This is a genomic window from Amycolatopsis sp. NPDC051071, from assembly GCF_040682875.1.
Lineage (GTDB): Bacteria > Actinomycetota > Actinomycetes > Mycobacteriales > Pseudonocardiaceae > Amycolatopsis.
In genome coordinates this window covers 43,506-63,367 of the sequence record NZ_JBFBBY010000026.1, presented here as the reverse complement: position 1 = coordinate 63,367, position 19,862 = coordinate 43,506, and the positions used below count along the sequence as shown (strand labels likewise).

Annotated in this window: 18 protein-coding genes and 1 pseudogene; 16 read left to right on the top strand and 3 right to left on the bottom strand. The window is 68.0% G+C overall.

Features of this window, described 5'->3' with window-relative positions:
• The first annotated feature begins 58 nt into the window (after window positions 1-58).
• The 3 genes from AB0M65_RS12000 to AB0M65_RS11990 all read left to right on the top strand — a co-directional run bounded on the left by AB0M65_RS12000 (window position 59) and on the right by AB0M65_RS11990 (window position 4,003).
• Window positions 59-1,456, top strand: a complete 1,398-nt coding sequence (locus AB0M65_RS12000) for an alpha/beta hydrolase (RefSeq protein ID WP_364025430.1) — start codon at window positions 59-61, stop codon at window positions 1,454-1,456.
• A gap of 144 nt (window positions 1,457-1,600) precedes the next feature.
• Window positions 1,601-2,533 carry a peptidase gene (locus AB0M65_RS11995; protein WP_364025428.1) on the top strand — a complete coding sequence of 311 codons (933 nt, stop codon included), beginning with the start codon at window positions 1,601-1,603 and terminating at the stop codon, window positions 2,531-2,533.
• Between the two features lie 78 nt (window positions 2,534-2,611).
• A complete protein-coding gene (locus AB0M65_RS11990; protein WP_364025425.1) occupies window positions 2,612-4,003 on the top strand; it encodes a class II 3-deoxy-7-phosphoheptulonate synthase in 1,392 nt (463 codons plus the stop codon).
• A 120-nt stretch (window positions 4,004-4,123) separates the two neighbouring features.
• Here the strand turns inward: AB0M65_RS11990 and AB0M65_RS11985 are convergent.
• Window positions 4,124-5,376 (bottom strand): annotated as a pseudogene (locus tag AB0M65_RS11985) (wax ester/triacylglycerol synthase family O-acyltransferase).
• A 290-nt stretch (window positions 5,377-5,666) separates the two neighbouring features.
• On the opposite strand from AB0M65_RS11985, the gene AB0M65_RS11980 reads away from it, so the two are divergent.
• Window positions 5,667-6,176: a DinB family protein gene (locus tag AB0M65_RS11980; protein ID WP_364025422.1), complete on the top strand. Its 510-nt coding sequence runs from the start codon at window positions 5,667-5,669 to the stop codon at window positions 6,174-6,176.
• On the opposite strand, the gene AB0M65_RS11975 is transcribed toward AB0M65_RS11980, so the two are convergent.
• The gene (locus AB0M65_RS11975; protein ID WP_364025419.1) at window positions 6,163-6,948 is read right to left on the bottom strand and encodes a DUF1295 domain-containing protein; all 786 of its coding nucleotides are present in this window, start codon (window positions 6,946-6,948) and stop codon (window positions 6,163-6,165) included. The genes AB0M65_RS11980 and AB0M65_RS11975 overlap by 14 nt on opposite strands.
• Complete coding sequence (locus AB0M65_RS11970; protein WP_364025445.1) at window positions 6,948-8,219, bottom strand: cyclopropane-fatty-acyl-phospholipid synthase family protein; 1,272 nt, start codon at window positions 8,217-8,219, stop codon at window positions 6,948-6,950. Before AB0M65_RS11970 ends, AB0M65_RS11975 begins: the two co-directional genes overlap by 1 nt.
• Window positions 8,220-8,301: 82 nt before the next feature.
• Here AB0M65_RS11970 and AB0M65_RS11965 point away from each other — a divergent pair, with 82 nt between their 5' ends.
• From AB0M65_RS11965 to AB0M65_RS11910, 12 genes are all read left to right on the top strand, one after another.
• Window positions 8,302-9,570 (top strand): FAD-dependent oxidoreductase, encoded by a 1,269-nt coding sequence (locus AB0M65_RS11965; RefSeq protein WP_364025416.1) that lies wholly within the window; start codon window positions 8,302-8,304, stop codon window positions 9,568-9,570.
• A complete protein-coding gene (locus AB0M65_RS11960) occupies window positions 9,564-10,313 on the top strand; it encodes a DUF1365 domain-containing protein (RefSeq protein WP_364025413.1) in 750 nt (249 codons plus the stop codon). Before AB0M65_RS11965 ends, AB0M65_RS11960 begins: the two co-directional genes overlap by 7 nt.
• Complete coding sequence (sigK, locus tag AB0M65_RS11955; RefSeq protein ID WP_364025410.1) at window positions 10,306-10,914, top strand: ECF RNA polymerase sigma factor SigK; 609 nt, start codon at window positions 10,306-10,308, stop codon at window positions 10,912-10,914. Before AB0M65_RS11960 ends, sigK begins: the two co-directional genes overlap by 8 nt.
• Window positions 10,911-11,681, top strand: coding sequence for an anti-sigma factor (locus AB0M65_RS11950; RefSeq protein WP_364025407.1), 771 nt, complete (start codon window positions 10,911-10,913; stop codon window positions 11,679-11,681). The genes sigK and AB0M65_RS11950 overlap by 4 nt, the downstream gene beginning before the upstream one ends.
• Before the next feature lie 251 nt (window positions 11,682-11,932).
• Window positions 11,933-13,252, top strand: a complete 1,320-nt coding sequence (gene ftsZ, locus AB0M65_RS11945) for a cell division protein FtsZ (protein ID WP_364025404.1) — start codon at window positions 11,933-11,935, stop codon at window positions 13,250-13,252.
• 86 nt (window positions 13,253-13,338) lie between these two features.
• Window positions 13,339-14,046 carry a peptidoglycan editing factor PgeF gene (pgeF, locus tag AB0M65_RS11940; protein WP_364025401.1) on the top strand — a complete coding sequence of 236 codons (708 nt, stop codon included), beginning with the start codon at window positions 13,339-13,341 and terminating at the stop codon, window positions 14,044-14,046.
• On the top strand, window positions 14,043-14,774 hold the full coding sequence (locus AB0M65_RS11935; RefSeq protein ID WP_364025398.1) for a YggS family pyridoxal phosphate-dependent enzyme: 732 nt from the start codon (window positions 14,043-14,045) through the stop codon (window positions 14,772-14,774). Before pgeF ends, AB0M65_RS11935 begins: the two co-directional genes overlap by 4 nt.
• A gap of 80 nt (window positions 14,775-14,854) precedes the next feature.
• Complete coding sequence (gene sepF / locus AB0M65_RS11930) at window positions 14,855-15,478, top strand: cell division protein SepF (RefSeq protein WP_364025395.1); 624 nt, start codon at window positions 14,855-14,857, stop codon at window positions 15,476-15,478.
• Between the two features lie 114 nt (window positions 15,479-15,592).
• Window positions 15,593-15,868: a YggT family protein gene (locus tag AB0M65_RS11925; RefSeq protein ID WP_005155180.1), complete on the top strand. Its 276-nt coding sequence runs from the start codon at window positions 15,593-15,595 to the stop codon at window positions 15,866-15,868.
• A gap of 54 nt (window positions 15,869-15,922) precedes the next feature.
• The gene (locus AB0M65_RS11920; RefSeq protein WP_364025392.1) at window positions 15,923-16,789 is read left to right on the top strand and encodes a DivIVA domain-containing protein; all 867 of its coding nucleotides are present in this window, start codon (window positions 15,923-15,925) and stop codon (window positions 16,787-16,789) included.
• A 123-nt stretch (window positions 16,790-16,912) separates the two neighbouring features.
• Window positions 16,913-17,557, top strand: coding sequence for a hypothetical protein (locus AB0M65_RS11915; protein ID WP_364025390.1), 645 nt, complete (start codon window positions 16,913-16,915; stop codon window positions 17,555-17,557).
• Window positions 17,558-18,294: 737 nt separating this feature from the next.
• Window positions 18,295-19,551 (top strand): DUF222 domain-containing protein, encoded by a 1,257-nt coding sequence (locus AB0M65_RS11910; protein WP_364025387.1) that lies wholly within the window; start codon window positions 18,295-18,297, stop codon window positions 19,549-19,551.
• Window positions 19,552-19,862 lie beyond the last annotated feature (311 nt).

Below are 19,862 nucleotides of genomic sequence, written 5' to 3'. Positions count from 1 at the left end.
CCGGGATCAGTCCCGAGGGCGACGCGGTAGGGCCGCCGCGGGCGCCAAGCTCTGCCGCATGAGAAAGACGCTGGCAATACTGGCTTTCCTGCCAATCGCCGCAGCCGTTCCGGCGACCGCCGAAGCGGCACCGGCGCCGCATTGGACGTCACCCTGTCCGGACTACGGCGTGACGCCCTCGCCGACCGCGGGCCTCGAATGCGCGAAACTCAAGGTGCCACTGGACTACGCCGATCCCGGCGGCCGAAAGATCGAACTCACCGTTTCCCGTAAGGCGAGCACCTCGCCGAAGCGTCGCGGCGTGCTGCTGATGAACCCCGGTGGCCCCGGGAGCCCCGGCCTGGCGATGCCCGCGCAACTCGCGCAGCGGCAGGGACACACCGGCCTCCTCGACAGTTACGACGTCATCGGTTTCGATCCACGCGGGACCACCTACAGCACGCCGGTGACGTGCGACCTGACCGAGGAACAGCGGTTCATCCTCGTCGGCCCGTACGCCGAAGGCCGGGGGGACGTCGCCGAGAAGGCGGCGAAATCCCGGTTGGTGGCCAGGCAATGCGCCGAGTCGAAGACCGCGGATCTCCTGCCGCGGATGACCACCGCCAACACCGCGCGCGACATGGACCGGATCCGCGAGGCGCTGGGGGAGCGGAAGATCTCGTACTACGGCGTCTCGTACGGGAGCTACCTTGGCGCCGTCTACTCATCGCTGTTCCCGGCCAAGACGGATCGGATCGTGCTGGACAGCCTTATCGGTCCGAAGGGGCTGGATGTCCAAGCGCACCAACGCTTCGCGGATGGTTTCGACGACCGGTTCGGCGATTTCACCGCCTGGGCGGCAGCACGCGACGACGTCTACCACCTCGGGCGCACACCAGCCGAGGTGACGGCGAAGTTCCTCGAACTGGCGGAGGAACGCGGCTCGGCGATTCGGGTCGCCACCTGGTCCGCACTGTACGACGACGCGAACTTCCCCGGCCTCGCCGCGCAATGGGCCGCTCCGTCGGCGAAGGCACAGGATGGGCCACTCGACGGCGACAACCACGCCGCACTCCAGTTACAAGTGCTGTGCAACGACTCCGATTGGCCGGAAAGCGTTCGCTATTACCAAAAGGCGGTCGAACGCGCCCGCGTGACGCACCCGATGTTCGGCCCCGCCGCCGCGAACATCACCCCGTGCGCGTTCTGGCCGGTGGAACGCGGTGAACGCCCGGTGCGCGTCGATGACCGCGGCCCGGCGAACATCCTCCTGGTGCAGAACCTCCGCGATCCGGTGACGCCGCTCATCGGGGCGAGGGAGCTGCGTTCGGCACTGGGCGGGCGGGCCAGCTTCGTCACGGTTGACGCCGGCGGGCACGGCGTCTTCACCAAGGACAACGCCTGCGGCAACGACGTCGTCGTCCGTTATCTGCGGGACGGCGTCTTCCCCGGCGGCGATTCCCACTGCCCGGCCTGATCGGCTGAACCCAGGGCCGGACGGTCCATTCGCCACCACGGATGCGGCCGAACGGCCGCTTGTACGCCCAGTAGTGAGACAAATACTTTCAGAAAGGCGGGCAAGTAACACGGCACTTCACCGGCGGTGGAAGGTGGTACGCCCATGAAGAAGACGGCTACCCGGACGGGGATCCTGGCGGCGCTCCTGGGGCTGGCGGTGACGGCGCTGACCGCGGTCGCGAGTCCCGCTCACGCCGCGCCGGTCCAGCGCGAAGCCGCAACCGGCGCCCAGGCTGTCGCGGCCTACTGGACACCCGAGCGGATGCGGTCGGCGATCCCGATCGAACAACTGGTCAAGGCTCCGAACCTTTCGCCGAAGGACGTCGCGAAGGGGGAGAGCACGGTCATCCATGCCATCCCCAACGGCGGCGGCGCGTGGACCGGCGCGGGCAAGATCGTGCAGACCGCCGGCCGGGTCTTCTTCACCATGGGCGGGCGGAACGCGTCGTGTTCCGGTGACGCGGTCACCAGCGCCAACGGCAGCGTCGTGATCACTGCTGGGCACTGCGTGAAATACCAGGGCGCGTGGCATACCAACTGGACCTTCGCGCCCGGCTACAACAACGGCAACACGCCGTACGGCACCTGGGCCGCGAAGAGCACGCTGACCACTCCGCAGTGGGAAGCGAGCGAGGACATGAACTACGACGTCGGCGCGGCCGTGGTCAACCCGCTTAACGGGCAGAAGCTGACCGACGTCGTCGGCGCGCAGGGGATCGCGTTCAACCAGGCACGCAACCAGTCGATGTACACGTTCGGCTACCCGGCGGCGGCGCCGTACGACGGCACGAAGCTGATCTATTGCAGCGGAAGCACCATCACCGACTTCCTGCTGACCAAGGACCACGGGATGAGCTGCGACATGACCGGTGGTTCGAGCGGCGGTCCGTGGTTCCTCAACTTCAGTGAGGCGACCGGTGCCGGTGTCCAGGCTTCGGTGAACAGCTTCGGCTACACGTTCCTGCCGGGCTACATGTTCGGCCCGTACTTCGGCGCGGACGTGCAGAACCTCTACAACAAGGCGCAGGCAGCCTGACGTCCCGCCGCCCGTCCACCTTTTGGGACCTTCGTCCCGGTGGACGGGCGGCTTTCGGCCGGGCATATCCTAACGACCGTGAACTGGACAGTGGACGTTCCCGTCGACACGCTCCCCGAACTGCCTCCTCTGCCGCCCGGGCTGCGTGACCGGCTCGACGACGCGCTTTCCCGCCCCGCCGCGCAGCAGCCGGAGTGGCCCGACCCCGAGCTGGCGAAACGCGTACGCGGCGTGCTGGAAAGCGTGCCGCCGATCACCGTCCCCGCCGAGATCGACCGGCTCTCGGGCCGGCTCGCCATGGTCGCCCGCGGTGAGGCGTTCCTGCTGCAGGGCGGTGACTGCGCGGAGACGTTCGAGTCCAACACCGAACCGCATATCCGCGCCAACCTGCGCACCCTGCTGCAGATGGCCGTCGTCCTCACCTACGGCGCGAGCCTCCCGGTGGTGAAGGTCGGCCGCATCGCGGGCCAGTACGCGAAGCCGCGTTCGGCCTCCACCGACGCGCTCGGCCTGCCGGTGTACCGCGGCGACATCATCAACTCGCTCGTCGCCAAACCCGAACTGCGGGTGCCCGACCCCGGCCGGATGATCCGCGCCTACGCCAACGCGGGTGCCGCGATGAACCTCGTCCGCGCGCTCACCGGCGCCGGTATGGCCGACCTGCACCAGGTGCACGACTGGAACAAGGACTTCGTGAAGTCCTCGCCCGCCAGCGAGCGGTACGAGGCGCTGGCCGCCGAGATCGACCGCGGCCTGCGGTTCATGTCGGCCTGCGGCGTCACCGACACCTCGCTGCAGTCCACCGAGATCTTCGCCAGCCACGAGGCACTGCTGCTGGACTACGAGCGGTCGATGCTGCGGATGGACCGCGCGGACGCGACGAACCCCAAGCTGTACAACCTGTCCTCGCACTTCCTGTGGGTGGGCGAGCGGACCCGGCAGCTCGACGGCGCGCACATCGCCTTCGCCGAACTCCTGGCCAACCCGATCGGCCTCAAGATCGGCCCGACGACCACGCCTGAGCAGGCCGTCGAGTACGTCCGCCGCCTCGACCCGCGCAACGAGCCCGGCCGCCTGACGCTGATCGCCCGCATGGGCAACGGCAAGGTCCGGGAGGTGCTGCCCGCGATCGTCGAGAAGGTCGAGGCGTCCGGGCACAAGGTCATCTGGCAGTGCGACCCGATGCACGGCAACACCCACGAGGCGTCGACCGGGTACAAGACCCGGCACTTCGACCGGATCGTCGACGAGGTCCAGGGCTTCTTCGAGGTGCACCGCAAACTCGGCACCTACCCGGGTGGTATCCACGTTGAACTGACCGGCGAGGACGTCACCGAATGCCTCGGCGGCGCGCAGGAAATCTCGGATCTGGACCTTTCGGGCCGGTACGAGACCGCCTGCGACCCGCGCCTGAACACGCAGCAGTCGTTGGAGCTGGCCTTCCTGGTCGCGGAGATGCTGCGCGGCTGACGCTTCCTGACTTACCCCTGCTCTTGAGGGGTACGGCACCCGTCACTCGCGTGCTTGAAGGCGGAACTCACGTGCTTGAAGGCGGAACTCGCGTGGTCACACGCCACGTCGACTTGCCCCTCAACTCGCGGTGTCGAGCAACCTCGCCGCCGACTTGAGTACCGCGTCCCGCAGCGAACCCACGTCCGGGACCGCCGCGCCGTTCGCCTGCAGTCCGATGTGGACGGAGTCCCGGTAGGTCGCCACCGCGATCCCGATCGCCTGCCGGGGCCCGAGTGGCACGAACGGGTAGACCCCTTCGAGCCCCGTCCCGTCGAGGGTGAGCCGGTTCGGCGGCACCGGCACCGTGGTCACCACGAGGTCAAACAGCAGCGGCGCGGCCAGCCCGGCGGCCTTGGTGCCGAGCCGGTGCAGCATCGACGGCATCCGGTCGGCGAGCAACGGGAACGCGCCGGCGCCGCGCGCCGGGCCCAAGGCCTTGTTCCGGTCCATCTCGCGCTGGACGGCCAGCAGCCGCTTCACCGGGTCGTCGAGGCCGACCGGCAGGTCGCAGAGGTAACCGGACAGTTTGTTGCCGCCGAGCTGCTCGGCGGACCGGCCGCGCAGGCTGACCGGGATGAGCGCCCGCAGCGCCCGGTCGTCGGCGCGCTGGCCGCGGTTGATCATCCATTCGCGCAGCGCACCGGCGAGGACCGCCAGTACGACGTCGTTGACGGTGCCGCCGTGGGTGCGGCGGATCCGGCGGAAGTCGGAGATGTCGAGCCGGACGAACCCGAGCCGCCGTTCGGTCGACGGCGGCGCGCTGATCGGCGACAGCGGCGAGCGCGTCGCGCGGACGACCGACGAGGCGATCCCGGCGGATTCCGTGGCCTTGGCGAGCGTGGAGCCGAGCACGTCCTTGACCGCGTCCACAGGGAGCGGGGAGCGGGTGGTTCGGCGCCGCCGCGCACGCGCTTGGTCGCGCGGGGGAGCGCGTCGAGCAGGCCCGCGGCGACGGCGTACGCGCCCGCGCCGTCGGTGAGAGCGTGGTGCAGTTTCAGCAGCAACGCGAACTCGCCGTTCGGCAGGCCGGTGACGAGGTGCAAGTCCCACAAGGGTTTTCCGGTGTCGAGCGGCCGTCCCATCCAGCGCGACGCGTAGGCGGACAGCGGGTCCGGTTCGTACAGAGCACTCAGGTGATGATGTGAAATATGTTCGCCTGCAACGAAATTCGGATCCTCGGCCCAGCTGACGGCGCCGGGCGGGAACAGCGCGATGCGGGTGCGTTGGCGCAGCTTCGGGATCCGCGCGGCCCGTTCGGCGAGCAACGCGATCAGCTTCCGCGTGTGCACCTGCCCGTGCGGACGGAAGGTGACCACCGCGCCCATGTGCATGGGCGTCGTGTCGCTTTCCAGGCAAAGGAAAGCGACATCGAGTGCGCTCAGCTGGTGGCCTGACATCAGTTGCCTTTCCATGCGGCGGGGAGGCTGTGGCACAACTGCACCAGCCTGACATGACAGGTGGGTGGTCGTCATGTTTCGTCAGCACTAACTACCGCTGGGTTCACTCGAACGATGGGACCGCGGTCGGACATGGACCATGACCCCGCGGCAGATGGCGGAGAGCCCGCGGCGAGAAGAACTCGTTCGCGGATCGCCGAAGAGGATTGGCAGACTGCACCACCATGACCGACGAACCGAAGCGCCCCGAACCCCCGCTCACCGGGGACGAGCGCACCCAGCTCAACGGCTTTCTCGACTTCCTCCGCGCCACCGTGGCGTGGAAATGCTCCGGCCTCACCGACGAACAGGCCCGGCGGCCGTTCGTGCCGAGTGAGCTGACCACCGTCGCCGGTCTGCTCGGTCACCTGACCGTGGTCGAGCATTACTGGTTCAGCGTGGTGCTCGACGGCCGGGAGGATGTCTGGAAGGAGGCACTCGAAGCCGATCCCGACGCCGAGTTCCGGGTCGCCATGAAGACCCCGGTCGACCAGCTGATCGCCGCCTACGAGGCCGAATGCGAACGCAGCCGCGAGATCGTCGCCAAGATGGGGCTGGACGACGAGGTCGCCTTCCGCGGCGAACGGAAGGTCAACGTCCGGTTCGTGGTCACGCATATGATCGAGGAGACCGGCAGGCACGCCGGCCACCTCGACTTGCTGCGTGAGCTGACCGATGGGCTCACCGGGGAGTGACGCGGCGCGGAGGCAGCGGGAAGAATCCGCTGGTCCGCTCGACGTAGGTCGTGTATCCCGGCCGGGATCGCCGCAAACCCTTCTCCAGCATGGGTTTTCCGGTGCCCTTGGCCAGCGTGTACGTCATCGCGACCGGCGACAGCACGGTCGCCGCCCCCGCCCAGCTCGAACACGCCAGCAGGAACAGGCCCCACCACACGCACGCGTCGCCGAAATAGTTCGGATGCCGCGTGTAGCGCCACAGCCCGCTGTCGAGCACCTTGCCCTTGTTGTCCGGATCGGCCTTGAACCGGCGCAGCTGCTCGTCGCCGACGGTCTCGAACCCGAAGCCCGCCAGCCACACCGCGACGCCGATCCAAGCCGTCACACCGAAGGAGTCGCCGTACATCGCGAACTGGACCGGCAGCGAGACGAACCAGAGCACCCCCGCCTGCAGCAGGTACACCCGGACGAACAGCTTCAGCGCCGGGTTCTTCCCGGCGCGCTCCGCCATCCGCACGTAGCGCGGGTCTTCGGGCAGCTTGTGGTTACGCAGGTGGAGGTGCACGCCGAGGCGGACACCCCAGACCACCGTCAGCAGCGTGGTGACCACGCGCAGCGCCACCGACCCGTCCCCGAGCGGGGCGGCGACCAGCGCGACGAGCGCGAAGCCCGGCCCCCAGAGGGTGTCGACGGTGTCGTAGCGCTTGCGCCACCGCGCGATACCGAAAGTGACGACGAAGGCCAGCAGGGTCGCCCCGGCGGTGACGAGCAGGGTCCCCCCGAGCGACATCAGGACCACTCCCGGGTGGCGGGCAGCCCGCTCAGGCCTTGGTCATCGGTCCGCACCGCGAGGATCTGGTCCACGCCCATCCGGTTCTCCTCGAACGCCAGCGCGCCGCCGACCAGGTAGAGCCGCCACACCCGGGCGCCCGGCTCACCGATCAGCGCCACGACGTCCGCCCAGTTGGCCTCGAGTGTCTTCTCCCATGCCCGGACCGTACGCACGTAATGCTCGCGAAGCGCGTGGACGTCGCGGATCTCGAATCCGGCGGTCTCCAGCTGGCCGAGCGTGCGGCTCAGCGGGCGCATCGTCATGTCGGGGGCGATGTAGCGCTCGATGAACGCGCCGCCGCCGGGTGCCACCGCGCCGCGTGACATCTGCTGCAGTACCAGCCGTCCGGTGGGCTTGAGCAGGCGGAACAGTGTCCGCGTGTACTCGGGGTAGTTCTCTTCGCCGACGTGTTCACCCATCTCGATGGTGGCGATGGCGTCGAACGGCTCATCAGTCAGCTCGCGATAGTCCTGCCTGCGGACCTCGACGCGATCCTCCAGGTCGTGCTGGGCGAGGCGGCCCCGGACGTGCTGCTGTTGCTCCGCCGAAAGCGTGATGCCGACGGCGTGCACGCCGTGGTGCTTCGCCGCGTGGACCAGGAGCGAGCCCCAGCCACAGCCGACGTCGAGCAGCCGCGTGCCGGGCCGCAGGCCGAGCTTGCGGCAGATCAGTTCGAGTTTGTCCCACTGTGCCTGTTCGAGGTCGTAGCCGTCCTCCTCGGAGGTCCAGTACGCGGACGAGTAAGCCATCGATTCGTCCATCAGCAGCTGGTAGAAGGCGTTGCCGAGGTCGTAGTGGTGTGAGATCGCGGATTTGTCCCGCAGCAGGCTGTGGAGCTTCCCCGAAAGCCGGGCTTCTTCGGCGGGTGGTTCGGGTGGCGGTCCGACGACGCCGAGCCCGACCGCGAGCCGCAGCGCTTCGGCCCAGTCGCGCGGGCCGAGCTTGGCGCGGCGCACGGCACCGGAGCGGGTCAGCGCCCAGATCCGGCGGAAACCGTCGGCGAGGTCGCCTTCGACGTCGAGATCACCGGAGACGTAGGCCCTGGCCAGGCCCAATTCACCGGGGGCGTACAGGAGACGGCGCAGTGCGCGCCGGTTGCGGAGTACCACGGTCGGGGCATCCGGCGGACCGGCGCGGACGCCGTCCCAGGTACGGAGGCCGACCGGCAGGGAGCCACCGAGGAGCCGCTCGACAAACGGGACGAGGCGAGACGCGGGACTGTTCGGCATAGTGGTCATTCGCTCCCGGGGCGGACAGGGATGGGTCGGCCGCCGGTCCAATCCGGCCCGTGTCCTGTTCCGAATCCCTCTCGTGCACACCAACGGTCAACGCATCGGGGTCATCGGCAGCGGCGTCGCCGGACTCACGGCCGCCTACCTGCTGCAACGCCGCTACGAAGTGCTGCTGTTCGAAGCCGACGACAGGCTCGGCGGGCACGCGCACACCCATGACGTCCCGAGCGCGCACGGTGGCACCATCGCCGTCGACTCCGGGTTCATCGTGCACAACGAGCGCACCTACCCGAATCTGCTCCGGCTGTTCGGCGAGCTGGGTGTCGTCACCCGCGACACCGAGATGTCGATGAGCATCCGCTGCGACGGCTGCGGCCTCCAGTACGCCGGCGCGAAGGGGCTGAAGGGTTTGTTCGCCCAGCCTCGCAACGTCGGCCGCGGGCGCTACCTGCGAATGCTCACCGACGTCAAACGCTTCCACGTGCACGCCAAGCGCGTGCTCGAAGCGCCCGAAGCCGGCGACGTCACCCTCGGCGCGTTCCTCGCGATCGGCGGGTACACGAAGTACTTCGTCGACCACTTCATGCTCCCCGTCGTCTCGACCGTCTGGTCCGCCGACCGGAACGACACGCTCAGGTACCCCGCGCGTTACCTGTTCGAATTCCTGCGCAACCACGGGATGCTCTCGGTCGGCGATTCGCCGAGCTGGCGCACCGTCGTCGGCGGTTCCCGCGAGTACGTCGACCTGGCAGCCAAGCAGCTCACCGCCGTGCACCTGTCGACACCGGTCCGCTCGGTCAAGCGCACCGCGCGCGGGATCGAGGTCCGCGACGACGCCGACACCCGCCACCGGCTCGACAAGGTCGTCGTGGCCACGCACGCGGACCAGGCGCTGCGGCTGCTCGACGCGCCGACGGACGCCGAACGCGACGTCCTCGGCGCCTTCCGCTACTCCAGCAACGAGGCCTGGCTGCACACCGACACCGGCGTGCTGCCGACCGCCGAATCGGCGCGGGCAGGCTGGAACTACGCCACTCCCTCCTGCGGTGCGGACGACGGCGCGGTCCAGGTGTCCTACGACATGAACCGCTTGATGCGCCTCGACGAACCGACCCGGTACGTCGTCACGCTGAACCCGGGCGGCGCTCCCGACGGCGGCTCCGTCCTGGCCAAGATGACCTACGAACACCCCGTCTACACCCCGGAATCCGTCGGTGCCCAGCGTCGCCTGCCCGAACTCGACGATGACAAAGTCGCCTACGCCGGGGCGTACCATGGCTGGGGTTTCCACGAGGACGGCTGCGCGTCCGGCGTCCGCGCGGCCGAGAACTTCGGGGTGCGATGGTGACCGTCATGGCGGTGCTCTACGACTCCACGGTGGCGCATGTGCGGCGCATCGATCCGCCGATCTCGTTCGCGCACCGGGTCTATCTCTGGCTCATCGATCTCGACGCGCCCCCGAAACTGCCGCGGTGGCTTCAGCCCTTCGCCCGCTTCGACCCGCGAGACCACTTCGACGCGGAGGATTCGTCCACTATCCGGTCCAAAGTGGACCGCTGGCTCGCGGTGCGCGGCGTCGATCTCCAGGGCGGCCGGGTGCTGATGCTCGCCGGCGCGCGCGTGCTCGGCCACAGTTTCAACCCGATCAGCCTCTACTGGTGCCACCGGCCCGACGGCGAACTCGAATGCGTCATCGCGGAGGTCCACAACACCTACCGCGGCAGGCACGCGTACCTCCTGCGTCCCGACGCCGAGGGAAACGCCCACGCGGACAAGGAGTTCTACGTCTCGCCGTTCCAGTCGATGGACGGCGAATACCGGATGGAGGTGCCACGCCCGGAGTCGCTGCTCTCGGTCAAGATCGCGCTCCGGCAGGACGGGAAGACCCCGCTGACCGCGTCGCTGCGCGGGGTCCGGCGGCCGGCCACCACCCGCTGGCTCGTGCATATGCTCGTCACCCGCCCGCTCATGCCGCACCGGGTCTCCGCGCTGATCCGGCGGCACGGGGTCAAACTGTGGTTGAAGAAGGCTCCGATAACCCCACGGTCCCCACGCACACCCCAGACCGCCGGAGGCAGGCTTGATGGATGAATCGGCACGTCCACGCCGGATGCCGCCCGTTCCCGGAACGGACGAACCGGCCGGGCCGACGCCCGAGGAGCTGCTCGTCCGTGTCGCGAAGGGTGACGAGCGGGCCTTCGAAGCTCTCTACGACCGGCTCGCGGGCCCCGTCCTCGGCCTGGTGCGGCGCATCCTGCGTGACGCCGCACAGTCCGAAGAAGTCACTCAGGAGGTCATGGTGGAGCTGTGGCGCACGGCCACGCGGTACTCGCCGGAGCGGGGGAGCGCGTTGAACTGGGCCATGACGCTCGCGCACCGCCGCGCCGTCGACCGGGTGCGCTCGGCACGCGCGAGCTCGGACCGCGAGGTCAAGGCGACCTTCGAGGCCGCCCGCGCCCGGCCGTTCGACGAGGTCGCCGAGGCCGTCGCGGCCCGCTGGGAGCATTCGCAGGTGCGGCGCTGCCTGACCAGCCTGACCGAGCTGCAACGGGAATCCGTGCTGCTCGCCTACTACCAGGGTTACACCTATCGCGAGGTCGCGGAGGTACTGCGGACCCCGCACGGGACGATCAAAACGCGACTCCGGGACGGCTTGATCCGGCTCCGGGACTGTTTGGGGGTGACGGCATGACCATGCCCGAAATGCATACGCTTACCGGTGCCTACGCCGTCGACGCACTGTCCGAATTGGAGCGTGCGCAGTTCCAGCGGCATCTCGGTGAATGCGCGTCCTGCGCGCAAGAGGTCCTCGAACTGCGGATGACCGCCACCCGGCTCGGCGCCGCGCTGGCGGAGGACCCGCCGTCCGACCTCAAACGCCGGGTGCTCGCGCAGGCGATGGCGACCCGGCAGCAGCCGCCGAAGGCGAGCTTCGAAGCGGGCGAGCGGATCAAGGACCGCAGGCGCGCGCCGCGCTGGGCGATCGCCGCGGCCGCGGCGGCGATCGTGGGACTCGCCGGCACCGCCGTGTTCGGCGGCATCGCCTACGACAACCACTCGCGGCTCACCGCCGCGCGGGAACAAGCGGACCGCGATGCGGATCGTTACGCGCCGGTCGCCGAGGTGCTTTCGGCGGCGGATCTCCGGACTGGGCACGCCGACGCCTCCGTCGGGGGCGGCGGGACTGTGATGATGTCGCGGGCGAAAGACCGGCTCGTCTTCATGTCGGCACAGCTGGCGAAGAACGATCCTGGCCGGATCTACCAGGCCTGGCTGATGTATCCGGGGGCCGCGCCCAAACCCGCCGGGCTCATTTCCGGTGGTCAGGACGGTGCGCTGCTGGTCGCGGACGGGCTCAAAGGTGCCGAGAAGTTCGCGCTGAGTGTCGAGCAGGACGGTGGTTCGCCGACCGGGACGCCGTCGAAGGACGTCGTCATGGTCATGTCGATGCCCACCTGATCCCCGCTTGTACCAGGCCGCCGTTCGGCGCCGCGGTGGGGTCTCGCTCTTGCGCCGCCGAACATGTTGTGGCAAAACACCTTTGCGACACACGGCGTGGCTACTGGATTCGAGCCAGCCTGGTGCATACCGTCCTGCTTCAACGTCGGCAGTTGACATAACTCTCACTCTGAGGTTCAGATCGAGGGTTCGGCACAAGGCTCAGCGACCGGCGGGCAGCACGAGCACACACGATCAGGAAGGCGGCTCCGATGACGCCCCCGCACAACTACCTTGCGGTGATCAAGGTCGTCGGTATCGGCGGCGGCGGAGTTAACGCCGTGAACCGCATGATCGAGGTCGGCCTCAAGGGTGTCGAGTTCATCGCGGTGAACACCGACGCACAGGCACTGCTCATGTCCGACGCCGACGTCAAGCTCGACATCGGCCGGGAACTGACCCGCGGCCTCGGTGCCGGCGCCGCCCCCGAGGTGGGGCAGAAGGCCGCCGAGGACCACCGCGAAGAGATCGAAGAGGTCATCAAGGGCGCCGACATGGTGTTCGTGACCGCGGGTGAGGGCGGTGGCACCGGCACCGGTGGCGCGCCCGTCGTCGCCCAGATCGCCAGGAAGCTCGGCGCGCTGACCATCGGCGTCGTCACCCGGCCGTTCACCTTCGAAGGCAAGCGCCGCAGCAAGCAGGCCGAAGACGGCATCCAGCAGCTGCGCAACGAATGCGACACCCTGATCGTCATCCCGAACGACCGGCTGCTGCAGCTGGGCGACATCGGCGTCTCGCTGATGGACGCCTTCCGCTCGGCGGACGAGGTCCTCCTTTCGGGTGTCCAGGGCATCACCGACCTGATCACCACGCCGGGTCTGATCAACCTGGACTTCGCCGACGTCAAGAGCGTCATGTCCGGCGCGGGTTCCGCGCTGATGGGCATCGGCTCGGCACGTGGCGAGGGCCGGGCGATCCAGGCGGCGGAGAAGGCGATCAACTCGCCGCTGCTGGAAGCGTCGATGGACGGGGCGCACGGCGCGCTGCTGTCGATCGCGGGCGGGTCGGACCTCGGCCTGTTCGAGATCAACGAGGCCGCGTCGCTGGTGCAGGAATCCGCGCACCCCGACGCGAACATCATCTTCGGGACGATCATCGACGACTCGCTCGGCGACGAGGTCCGGGTCACCGTGATCGCGGCCGGTTTCGACGCCGGCACGCCGACGCACAAGAAGCTCGACCCGTCGACGTTCGGCTCCCGGTCGAACTCGACGGCGTCCGCACAGGCAGGCCAGGTCAACGGCGGGGCGACGCCGGTGCAGAGCCCGCCATCCGGGGCGACTCCGGTCCCGTCGTCTAGTAGTTCGAACGGTTACCCGGTCGCGCCGCCGCGCACGCACTCGCCGATGCCGTCCTCCCGCGAGGGCAACGGCTCGCTGTCCGGCGGGCTCCCGCAGCCCGGCGGCGGTTCGCGCGGCTACTCCCCGATCGGGTCGAACTCGACCCACGGCAGCCTGCCCGGCCGGGCCACCCCGGTGCACGACGACCCGTCGGACGACGAGGTCGACGTCCCGCCGTTCATGCGGCGGTAAGGCACGCCAGTCTCGTTCCGTGAAGGCCTCCTTCACTACCCTCAGGGTGGTGAAGGAGGCCTTCACTCAACTTCTGGGAGGAATGCGTGCGCGTACGGCGGGTTGTCACGACACGGGCGGGCGGGGCTTCCCGGCCGCCTTACGACACCTTCAACCTCGGTGACCACGTCGGTGACGACCCGGGCGACGTCTACGCCAATCGCAAACGTCTCGCCACCGAACTCGGCCTCGCCGAGGACAGGCTGGCGTGGATGGAACAGGTCCACGGCCGCACCGCCACCGTCGTCGACGGTTCCGAGACTTCGGCGGCCGAAGCGACCGACGCGCTCGTGACGGCCGAGCCCGGCCTCGCGCTCGTGGTACTTGTCGCCGACTGTGTCCCCGTCATGCTGGCCGACGTCGAAGCCGGTGTGGTCGCCGCCGTCCACGCCGGTCGCGTCGGCGCCAGGGTCGGCGTCGTCCCGGCCGCGGTCGAGGCGATGCGCTCGCTCGGCGCCGACCCGGCCCGTACCGAAGCACTGCTCGGCCCGGCGATCTGCGGTGACTGCTACGAAGTCCCCGCCGCCATGGCCGCCGACGTCGAAAAGCATGTACCGGGCAGTGCCTGCAAAACCCGCAAGGGCACCACGGGGCTCGACCTGCGTGCCGGGCTCTGGCGGCAACTGGCGGACCTCGGCGTCGGCAAGATCGGCGTCGATCCGCGCTGCACCAACGAGGACAAGACGCTGTTCAGCTTCCGCCGCGACGGCACCACCGGCCGGATCGCCGGCATCACCTGGCTGGACGCGTCGTGAGTGAGGCACGAAAGGCGGAACTGGCCGCCTCACTTGCCGAAGTGGAACAGCGGATCGCGGCCGCGTGCGAGTCCGCCGGCCGGGAACGCGACGAGGTCCGCTTGCTCGCGGTCACCAAGACCTTCCCGGCGCTCGACGCCGCGTTGCTCGCCGACCTCGGCACACTCGACCTCGCCGAGAACCGTGATCAGGAGGCGGGCGCGAAGACCGACGAGGTCGCCGCGCTGCGCCCTGGCAACGGGATTCGCTGGCATATGGTCGGAAGTCTTCAGCGGAACAAGGCCCGCTCGGTCGTGCGCTGGGCCGACGAGGTCCAGTCCGTGGACTCCGACCGCCTTGCCGAGGCGCTGGCGAAGGCGACCAGGTCGGCACTCGATTCCGGGCAACGCGATCACCCGTTGGACGTCCTCATTCAGGTAAGTCTCGATGACGATCCGAAACGCGGGGGTTGCCGGGTGAACGAGCTGGGCCAGTTGGCGGAGCGGATAGCCCATGTGGGTGACATCCGCCTCCGGGGGCTTATGGCGGTGGCTCCGCTGGGTATAGACCCAGTGGAGGCGTTCGAGAAGCTTGCCCGCGCGTCGGAGCGTCTTCGGGAGGACCATCCAAATGCCCGTGAAGTCTCCGCTGGAATGAGCAATGATCTCGAGCAGGCGATCGCGCACGGCTCTACCTGTGTGCGTGTCGGAACCGCGTTGCTCGGTGGGCGCGGTTTAGCCTCGCCTTAGGGAATACCGTCCCGTCGCTACGGGGAGTGGCGGCGGAGGCGGGGGAGTACGTGCGGGAGCGGCTAAGGCTAGGGAGAGGCATGAGCGCGCTGCAGAAGCTGAAGGCCTACTTCGGGATGGTGCCCGCAGACGAAGACGGCTATGACGTTGAAGATGACTACCGGCGAGGCTACGCCTCAAAAGAATATGCCGACGACGAGTACGAGTACGACGACGAGCCGCCTGCCCGGTCGCGGGGTGGACGCTACCGGGGCGTCGATGACACGTACGACGAGCCCGCACCCCGGCCCCGGTCACGCTCCGTGGTCGCGGACGTGCGGTCAGAACCCGCGGTGCACGGTGCGCTGGCGGTCGACCGCCAGCCCGAGCCGGTGGCCCGGCTGCGACCGGTCACCGAGCCGGTCCGCGCGGCGGTGCGTGACCCGTTGAGCCGGATCACGACGCTGCACCCGACGAGCTACGCCGAGGCGCGTGCGATCGGTGAGCACTACCGCGAAGGCATCCCGGTGATCATGAACCTCACCGAGATGGAGAACGCGGACGCGAAGCGACTTGTCGACTTCGCCGCGGGGCTCGCTTTCGCGTTGCGCGGATCGATGGACAAGGTCACCAACAAGGTGTTCCTTCTCTCACCGCCCGACGTCGACGTCACGGCGGAAGACCGTCGGCGGATTGCCGAAGGCGGATTATTCCTGCGCGGCTGATCACCCCCTGACCGCTGAGCGCAGCCAAATGTGATTTTGTCGACTCATCGCCATCTCTCGCCCGTCAGCTGCGTCTTTTGACGCGAGGCATGGCAGAGTGGTTACGTGAATGCTGTGTTGCTGGTCGTCTGGTACGTGCTGTTTGCTTTCTGGCTCCTGCTGACGGCACGGATCGTCGTCGAGCTCGTGCGTGCTTTCGCTCGCGAGTGGCGTCCTGCCGGAGGGGTTGCGGTAACGCTGGAGACCATCTACACAGTGACCGACCCACCGGTTCGTCTGTTCAGACGAATCATCCCGACTGTACGAATCGGCGGCGTCGGACTGGACTTATCGATTATGGTGCTGCTGTTGGTTGTGTTCTTTGCGATGCAGCTGGCAACGCCAGGGTGATTTTCGGGGAAGCCCGGGTGGACCTGCAGGCCATGGAGTGCGTGAGGTGATCTGATGTCGTTGACCCCCGCTGACGTGCACAACGTCGCGTTCAGCAAGCCGCCCATAGGCAAAAGGGGCTACAACGAGGACGAGGTGGACGCGTTCCTCGACCTGGTGGAGACCGAGCTTGCCCGGTTGATCGAGGACAACAACGAGCTGCGGCAGCAGGTCGAACAGCTCGACAACGAGCTTGAGACCACCCGTGGAGAGCTCGAAAACGCGAAGGCGGGAGCAGTCGGCCCGCCGCCACAGGTGCGCGATGAGCCGTCGCGTCGCCTGGCGCCGGTGCCACCACCGCAGTCGGCGATGGAGCAGACCCAGGCCCACTCGATGGTGCCGGACAACGGGGAGCCCAACGTCCAGGCCGCGAAGGTGCTCGGACTGGCACAGGAAATGGCCGACCGGCTCACCGCCGAGGCCAAGACCGAGTCGGACGGCATGCTCGCCGAAGCCCGGACCAAGTCCGAGCAGCTGCTTTCGGACGCGCGGTCCAAGTCGGACTCGATGGTGAACGAGGCACGCACACGTGCCGAGACCATGCTGAACGACGCGCGTACCCGTGCCGAAACCTTGGAGCGCCAGGCGCGCGACAAGGCGACGACCATGGAGCGCGAGGCTCAGCGCAAGTACACCGAGACCATGAACAGCATGAACGCGGAAAAGGGCTCGCTGGGCAAGAAGATCGAAGAGCTGCGCACGATCGAGCGGGAATACCGCACGAGGCTGCGTGGATTCCTCGAATCCCAGCTGCGTGAGCTCGACGACCGCGGTTCGGCCGCTCCTGCTTCGGCGTCCTCGTCGAACTCGGGGCAGTCGGCATCGGGCTCGGGTGGTGGCGGACAGGGCTACTCGTTCGGCCCCCGCGCCGAAGCCGGCTGATTTCCGGTACGGCTGGATTTCCACCGTAAGTTTCTCCACAGTAAGTTTCTACACAGTGGAACGGCCTCGGCACTCTCCGGAGGGTCGGGGCCGTTTCGCTTGCCGGTCGTGTTGTAATTCACCGTGCTCTACATCGTACTGGTACTGGTACTGGCGGCTCTGGGGCTGCTTGTCGCGGCGCTCATCACCGCCAACTCGCTGTGGGCCTGGATCTCGATCGGCCTCTCCATCGTCGCCGGGCTGCTGCTCGTCTTCGACTGGCTGCGACGTCGGAAGAAACGCTCCGCCGAAGCGGCCTCCGTCGCCTCCTCGGGTTCTTCGGATTCCTTGGAAGAGGAGCCGGACGTCGACGAGGACGACGACGAGAAACCCGAGGACGCCGAGCAGACCGTCCTGATGCCCGCCACCGGCGAGCTGGGTGACGAAGACGAAGCCGCCTCCACCGAGGCCGTCGCGTCTTCAGCGTCTTCGGAGACTTCAGAGCCTTCAGAGCCTTCAGAGACTTCGGGGAAGCCGCGCAACGGCGACCCGGGTGAGGAGAAGAGCGATCCCGCGGATGTGGCGATCGTCTCCGACCTCGAAGCCGAGGTCGTCGTCGTCGATGAATACCCGCACTATCACGTGACCACCTGCGCGTGGCTCGAAACCCGGGACACCATCCCGCTCGGCATCGGCGAGGCACGTCAGCTCGGGTTCACCCCGTGCGGGCTGTGCACCCCCGACGCCGAGATCGCCGGACAGCACCGCGACAAGTCCACCAGCGCCTAGTCACTGAGCCGCTTCGCCGACGGCGACCGCGTTGGCGGCGATGATGTCGAACACCCGCCGTTGCTCCTCGTCGGCGTCCGCTGGCACTCGGGATCCCCGCTGGCTCTCCGGTGGTCACGCTGCTCCGGTGCGGGTTCCTTCGTGCCCGGCACCGCGGCGAGAAGCCCGTGGTGCGCGACGGTGGCGACGCGGAATTCGCGGCGAAGCCGAACAGCGGCGCGATGGCGCCGGCGAGGACCCGAGCATGGCGACCAGGCCGACAGGCGGCTGGGTCGCCGGGCCGGAAGCTCGCCACCACCAACGCCAGCGCCACCCCGAAGCCACCGCGGATCGCGTGCCGGAACTGCGGTGACTGCCACGAAAACGCGCCGCTCAGTTCGAGGCGCCGCAGTTCTTTCCGGAGTCCTTTCGGAACGTCCACACGCGACTCGTCACAATCGATCGTCGCTGCCCGGATGGTTTCGAGGGAGTCTCAGAGCGCCTTGACGAGCCTCGCCGTAGCACCGGGAAGCCCGGCGGGTTCCTTGCGGCGTCACGGCCGTGAATCCGACACGAATGGAAATCGGCTCCGCGGGTCACAGTTCCCGCGTGACACGAATTGCGAGACGTGCTCTGCCGCCCTGTCTCTGCGTGTTTGTTTCGAGGCCATTTGTTCCCCATCGGGTGAAACGCGGCTCCGGTGGCCCCTACGCAAATCGGACTAGCGCATATGTTCGAACAGGGATATCGTTGAGGCTGTGGCCAGCGAAAACACACCCCAGCCGACGCGCACCGAGTGGTGGCGAGTCGATACTGCGACGCTGCATGCCCGCAAGCAGGAACTCGAAGTCCTCAAGCGTCAAGCGGATGCGGAGCAGTGCGCGATCTTCGCCGAATTGAATGCACGCGGCATTCGCGGCTGTTCTGGTCATTCGACGTTGGCAGGGTTGATTCTCCAAGACTTCCTCGTGTCCAAAGAGGAAGCTTCGGCCCGCGCCGACCGGGCGTTGGCTCTGCATCCCGGTGTGTCCATCGGCGGAGACACGGTGCCACCCCTGGCGCCGTTGACCGCTGAGGCCGCCGCGGAGGGTGCGATCGGCGGCGGGCAGATCGACGCGATCATCCGTACCTTGGGCCGGATTCCGTCCTTTGTGCCGGAGGAGGCCGTCCGCGCTGGGGAGGCGTACCTGGTCGACAAGGCCCGCACCGCTGCTCCTCCTGAGATCGCCCGTGCGGGGCGGCGTCTGCTGAACCGGTTGGATCCCGATGGCAAGGAGCCGCGGGATGAGGATCCGAAGGACGTGCGTCCGGAGATGCGGTTCATCGAGCACCGCGACGGCACCCTCGGCCTCACTGGCACGGTGGATCTGGAAACCTATGCCCGGTTGAAGTCCGATCTGGATCCGCTTGCCAAGCCACATAAAGCCGTGGATGGTGTCCGGGACTCCCGCACCCAGGCCGAACGCTACGGAGATGCTTTCTCCGACTATGTGCGGTTGAAAACCTCCAGTCGGAACCTTCCCGGCCAAGCTGCCGAGTCGACGCACATCTTGGTGACCATGTCCTACGAGGACCTCATCAAGGACCTCGGTCAGGCTCATCTCGATCTGGTGGGGCCGATCAGCGCCACCGATGCCCGGATCCTGGCGTGCGATGCCCGTGTCCGCCCCGGGGTTCTGGGCACGGCCGGTGAGCCACTGGACATCGGCCGGTCGAAGCGCACCGTGTCGTTGGCCCAGAAGTACGCGTTGACCATCCGCGACGGTGGTTGCGCGTTCCCTGGCTGCGACATGCCCGTGCCGCGTTGCACGGCTCATCACATTGTCTTTTGGCGCCACCACGGCGAAACGAAGATCGACAACCTCGTGCTGCTGTGCTCGGCCCATCACCGCCTGATCCACAAAAGCGAATGGAAGGTCCGCATCGCCCAGGACGGGCTACCGGAATTCACCGCACCCGCCTACCTCGACCCCGCCGGAACTCCGAGGCGCAATACCATGCACCTCAGGACATAGGCCGATATGCGAAACCGTATAACGCCCTACACGTCCGCGGGTAGGCGCAGCCGCGGCGGGATCGATGAAGGCCAAAACCAACTCGTCGAGCCGTCGGAAGATCGGCGTGCCGTCGTGGCCCTCGTCCAGCTCGCCGGCGAGCGGCAACAGCGGCTGTGCGTTGATTCGCAGGCAACTTCGGCCAAGTCGCCCTCGTCGGCGAAAGTCTCCACTCCTCCATCAGGCCGAGCGGCAATTCTGGCACGACCGTCACCGGTAGATCCCCGTCCGACGGCGGATCGGCGAACTGCGGGCTGGTGCTGGAGACATCT

Coding starts and splice junctions, on each gene's coding strand:
- sigK (WP_364025410.1), top strand. CDS start 10,306: ATGGATGAATCGGCACGTCCACGCCGGATGCCGCCCGTTCCCGGAACG.
- ftsZ (WP_364025404.1), top strand. CDS start 11,933: ATGACGCCCCCGCACAACTACCTTGCGGTGATCAAGGTCGTCGGTATC.
- AB0M65_RS11960 (WP_364025413.1), top strand. CDS start 9,564: ATGGTGACCGTCATGGCGGTGCTCTACGACTCCACGGTGGCGCATGTG.
- AB0M65_RS11920 (WP_364025392.1), top strand. CDS start 15,923: ATGTCGTTGACCCCCGCTGACGTGCACAACGTCGCGTTCAGCAAGCCG.
- sepF (WP_364025395.1), top strand. CDS start 14,855: ATGAGCGCGCTGCAGAAGCTGAAGGCCTACTTCGGGATGGTGCCCGCA.
- AB0M65_RS11970 (WP_364025445.1), bottom strand. CDS start 8,219: ATGCCGAACAGTCCCGCGTCTCGCCTCGTCCCGTTTGTCGAGCGGCTC.
- AB0M65_RS11995 (WP_364025428.1), top strand. CDS start 1,601: ATGAAGAAGACGGCTACCCGGACGGGGATCCTGGCGGCGCTCCTGGGG.
- AB0M65_RS11980 (WP_364025422.1), top strand. CDS start 5,667: ATGACCGACGAACCGAAGCGCCCCGAACCCCCGCTCACCGGGGACGAG.
- AB0M65_RS11950 (WP_364025407.1), top strand. CDS start 10,911: ATGACCATGCCCGAAATGCATACGCTTACCGGTGCCTACGCCGTCGAC.
- AB0M65_RS12000 (WP_364025430.1), top strand. CDS start 59: ATGAGAAAGACGCTGGCAATACTGGCTTTCCTGCCAATCGCCGCAGCC.
- AB0M65_RS11975 (WP_364025419.1), bottom strand. CDS start 6,948: ATGTCGCTCGGGGGGACCCTGCTCGTCACCGCCGGGGCGACCCTGCTG.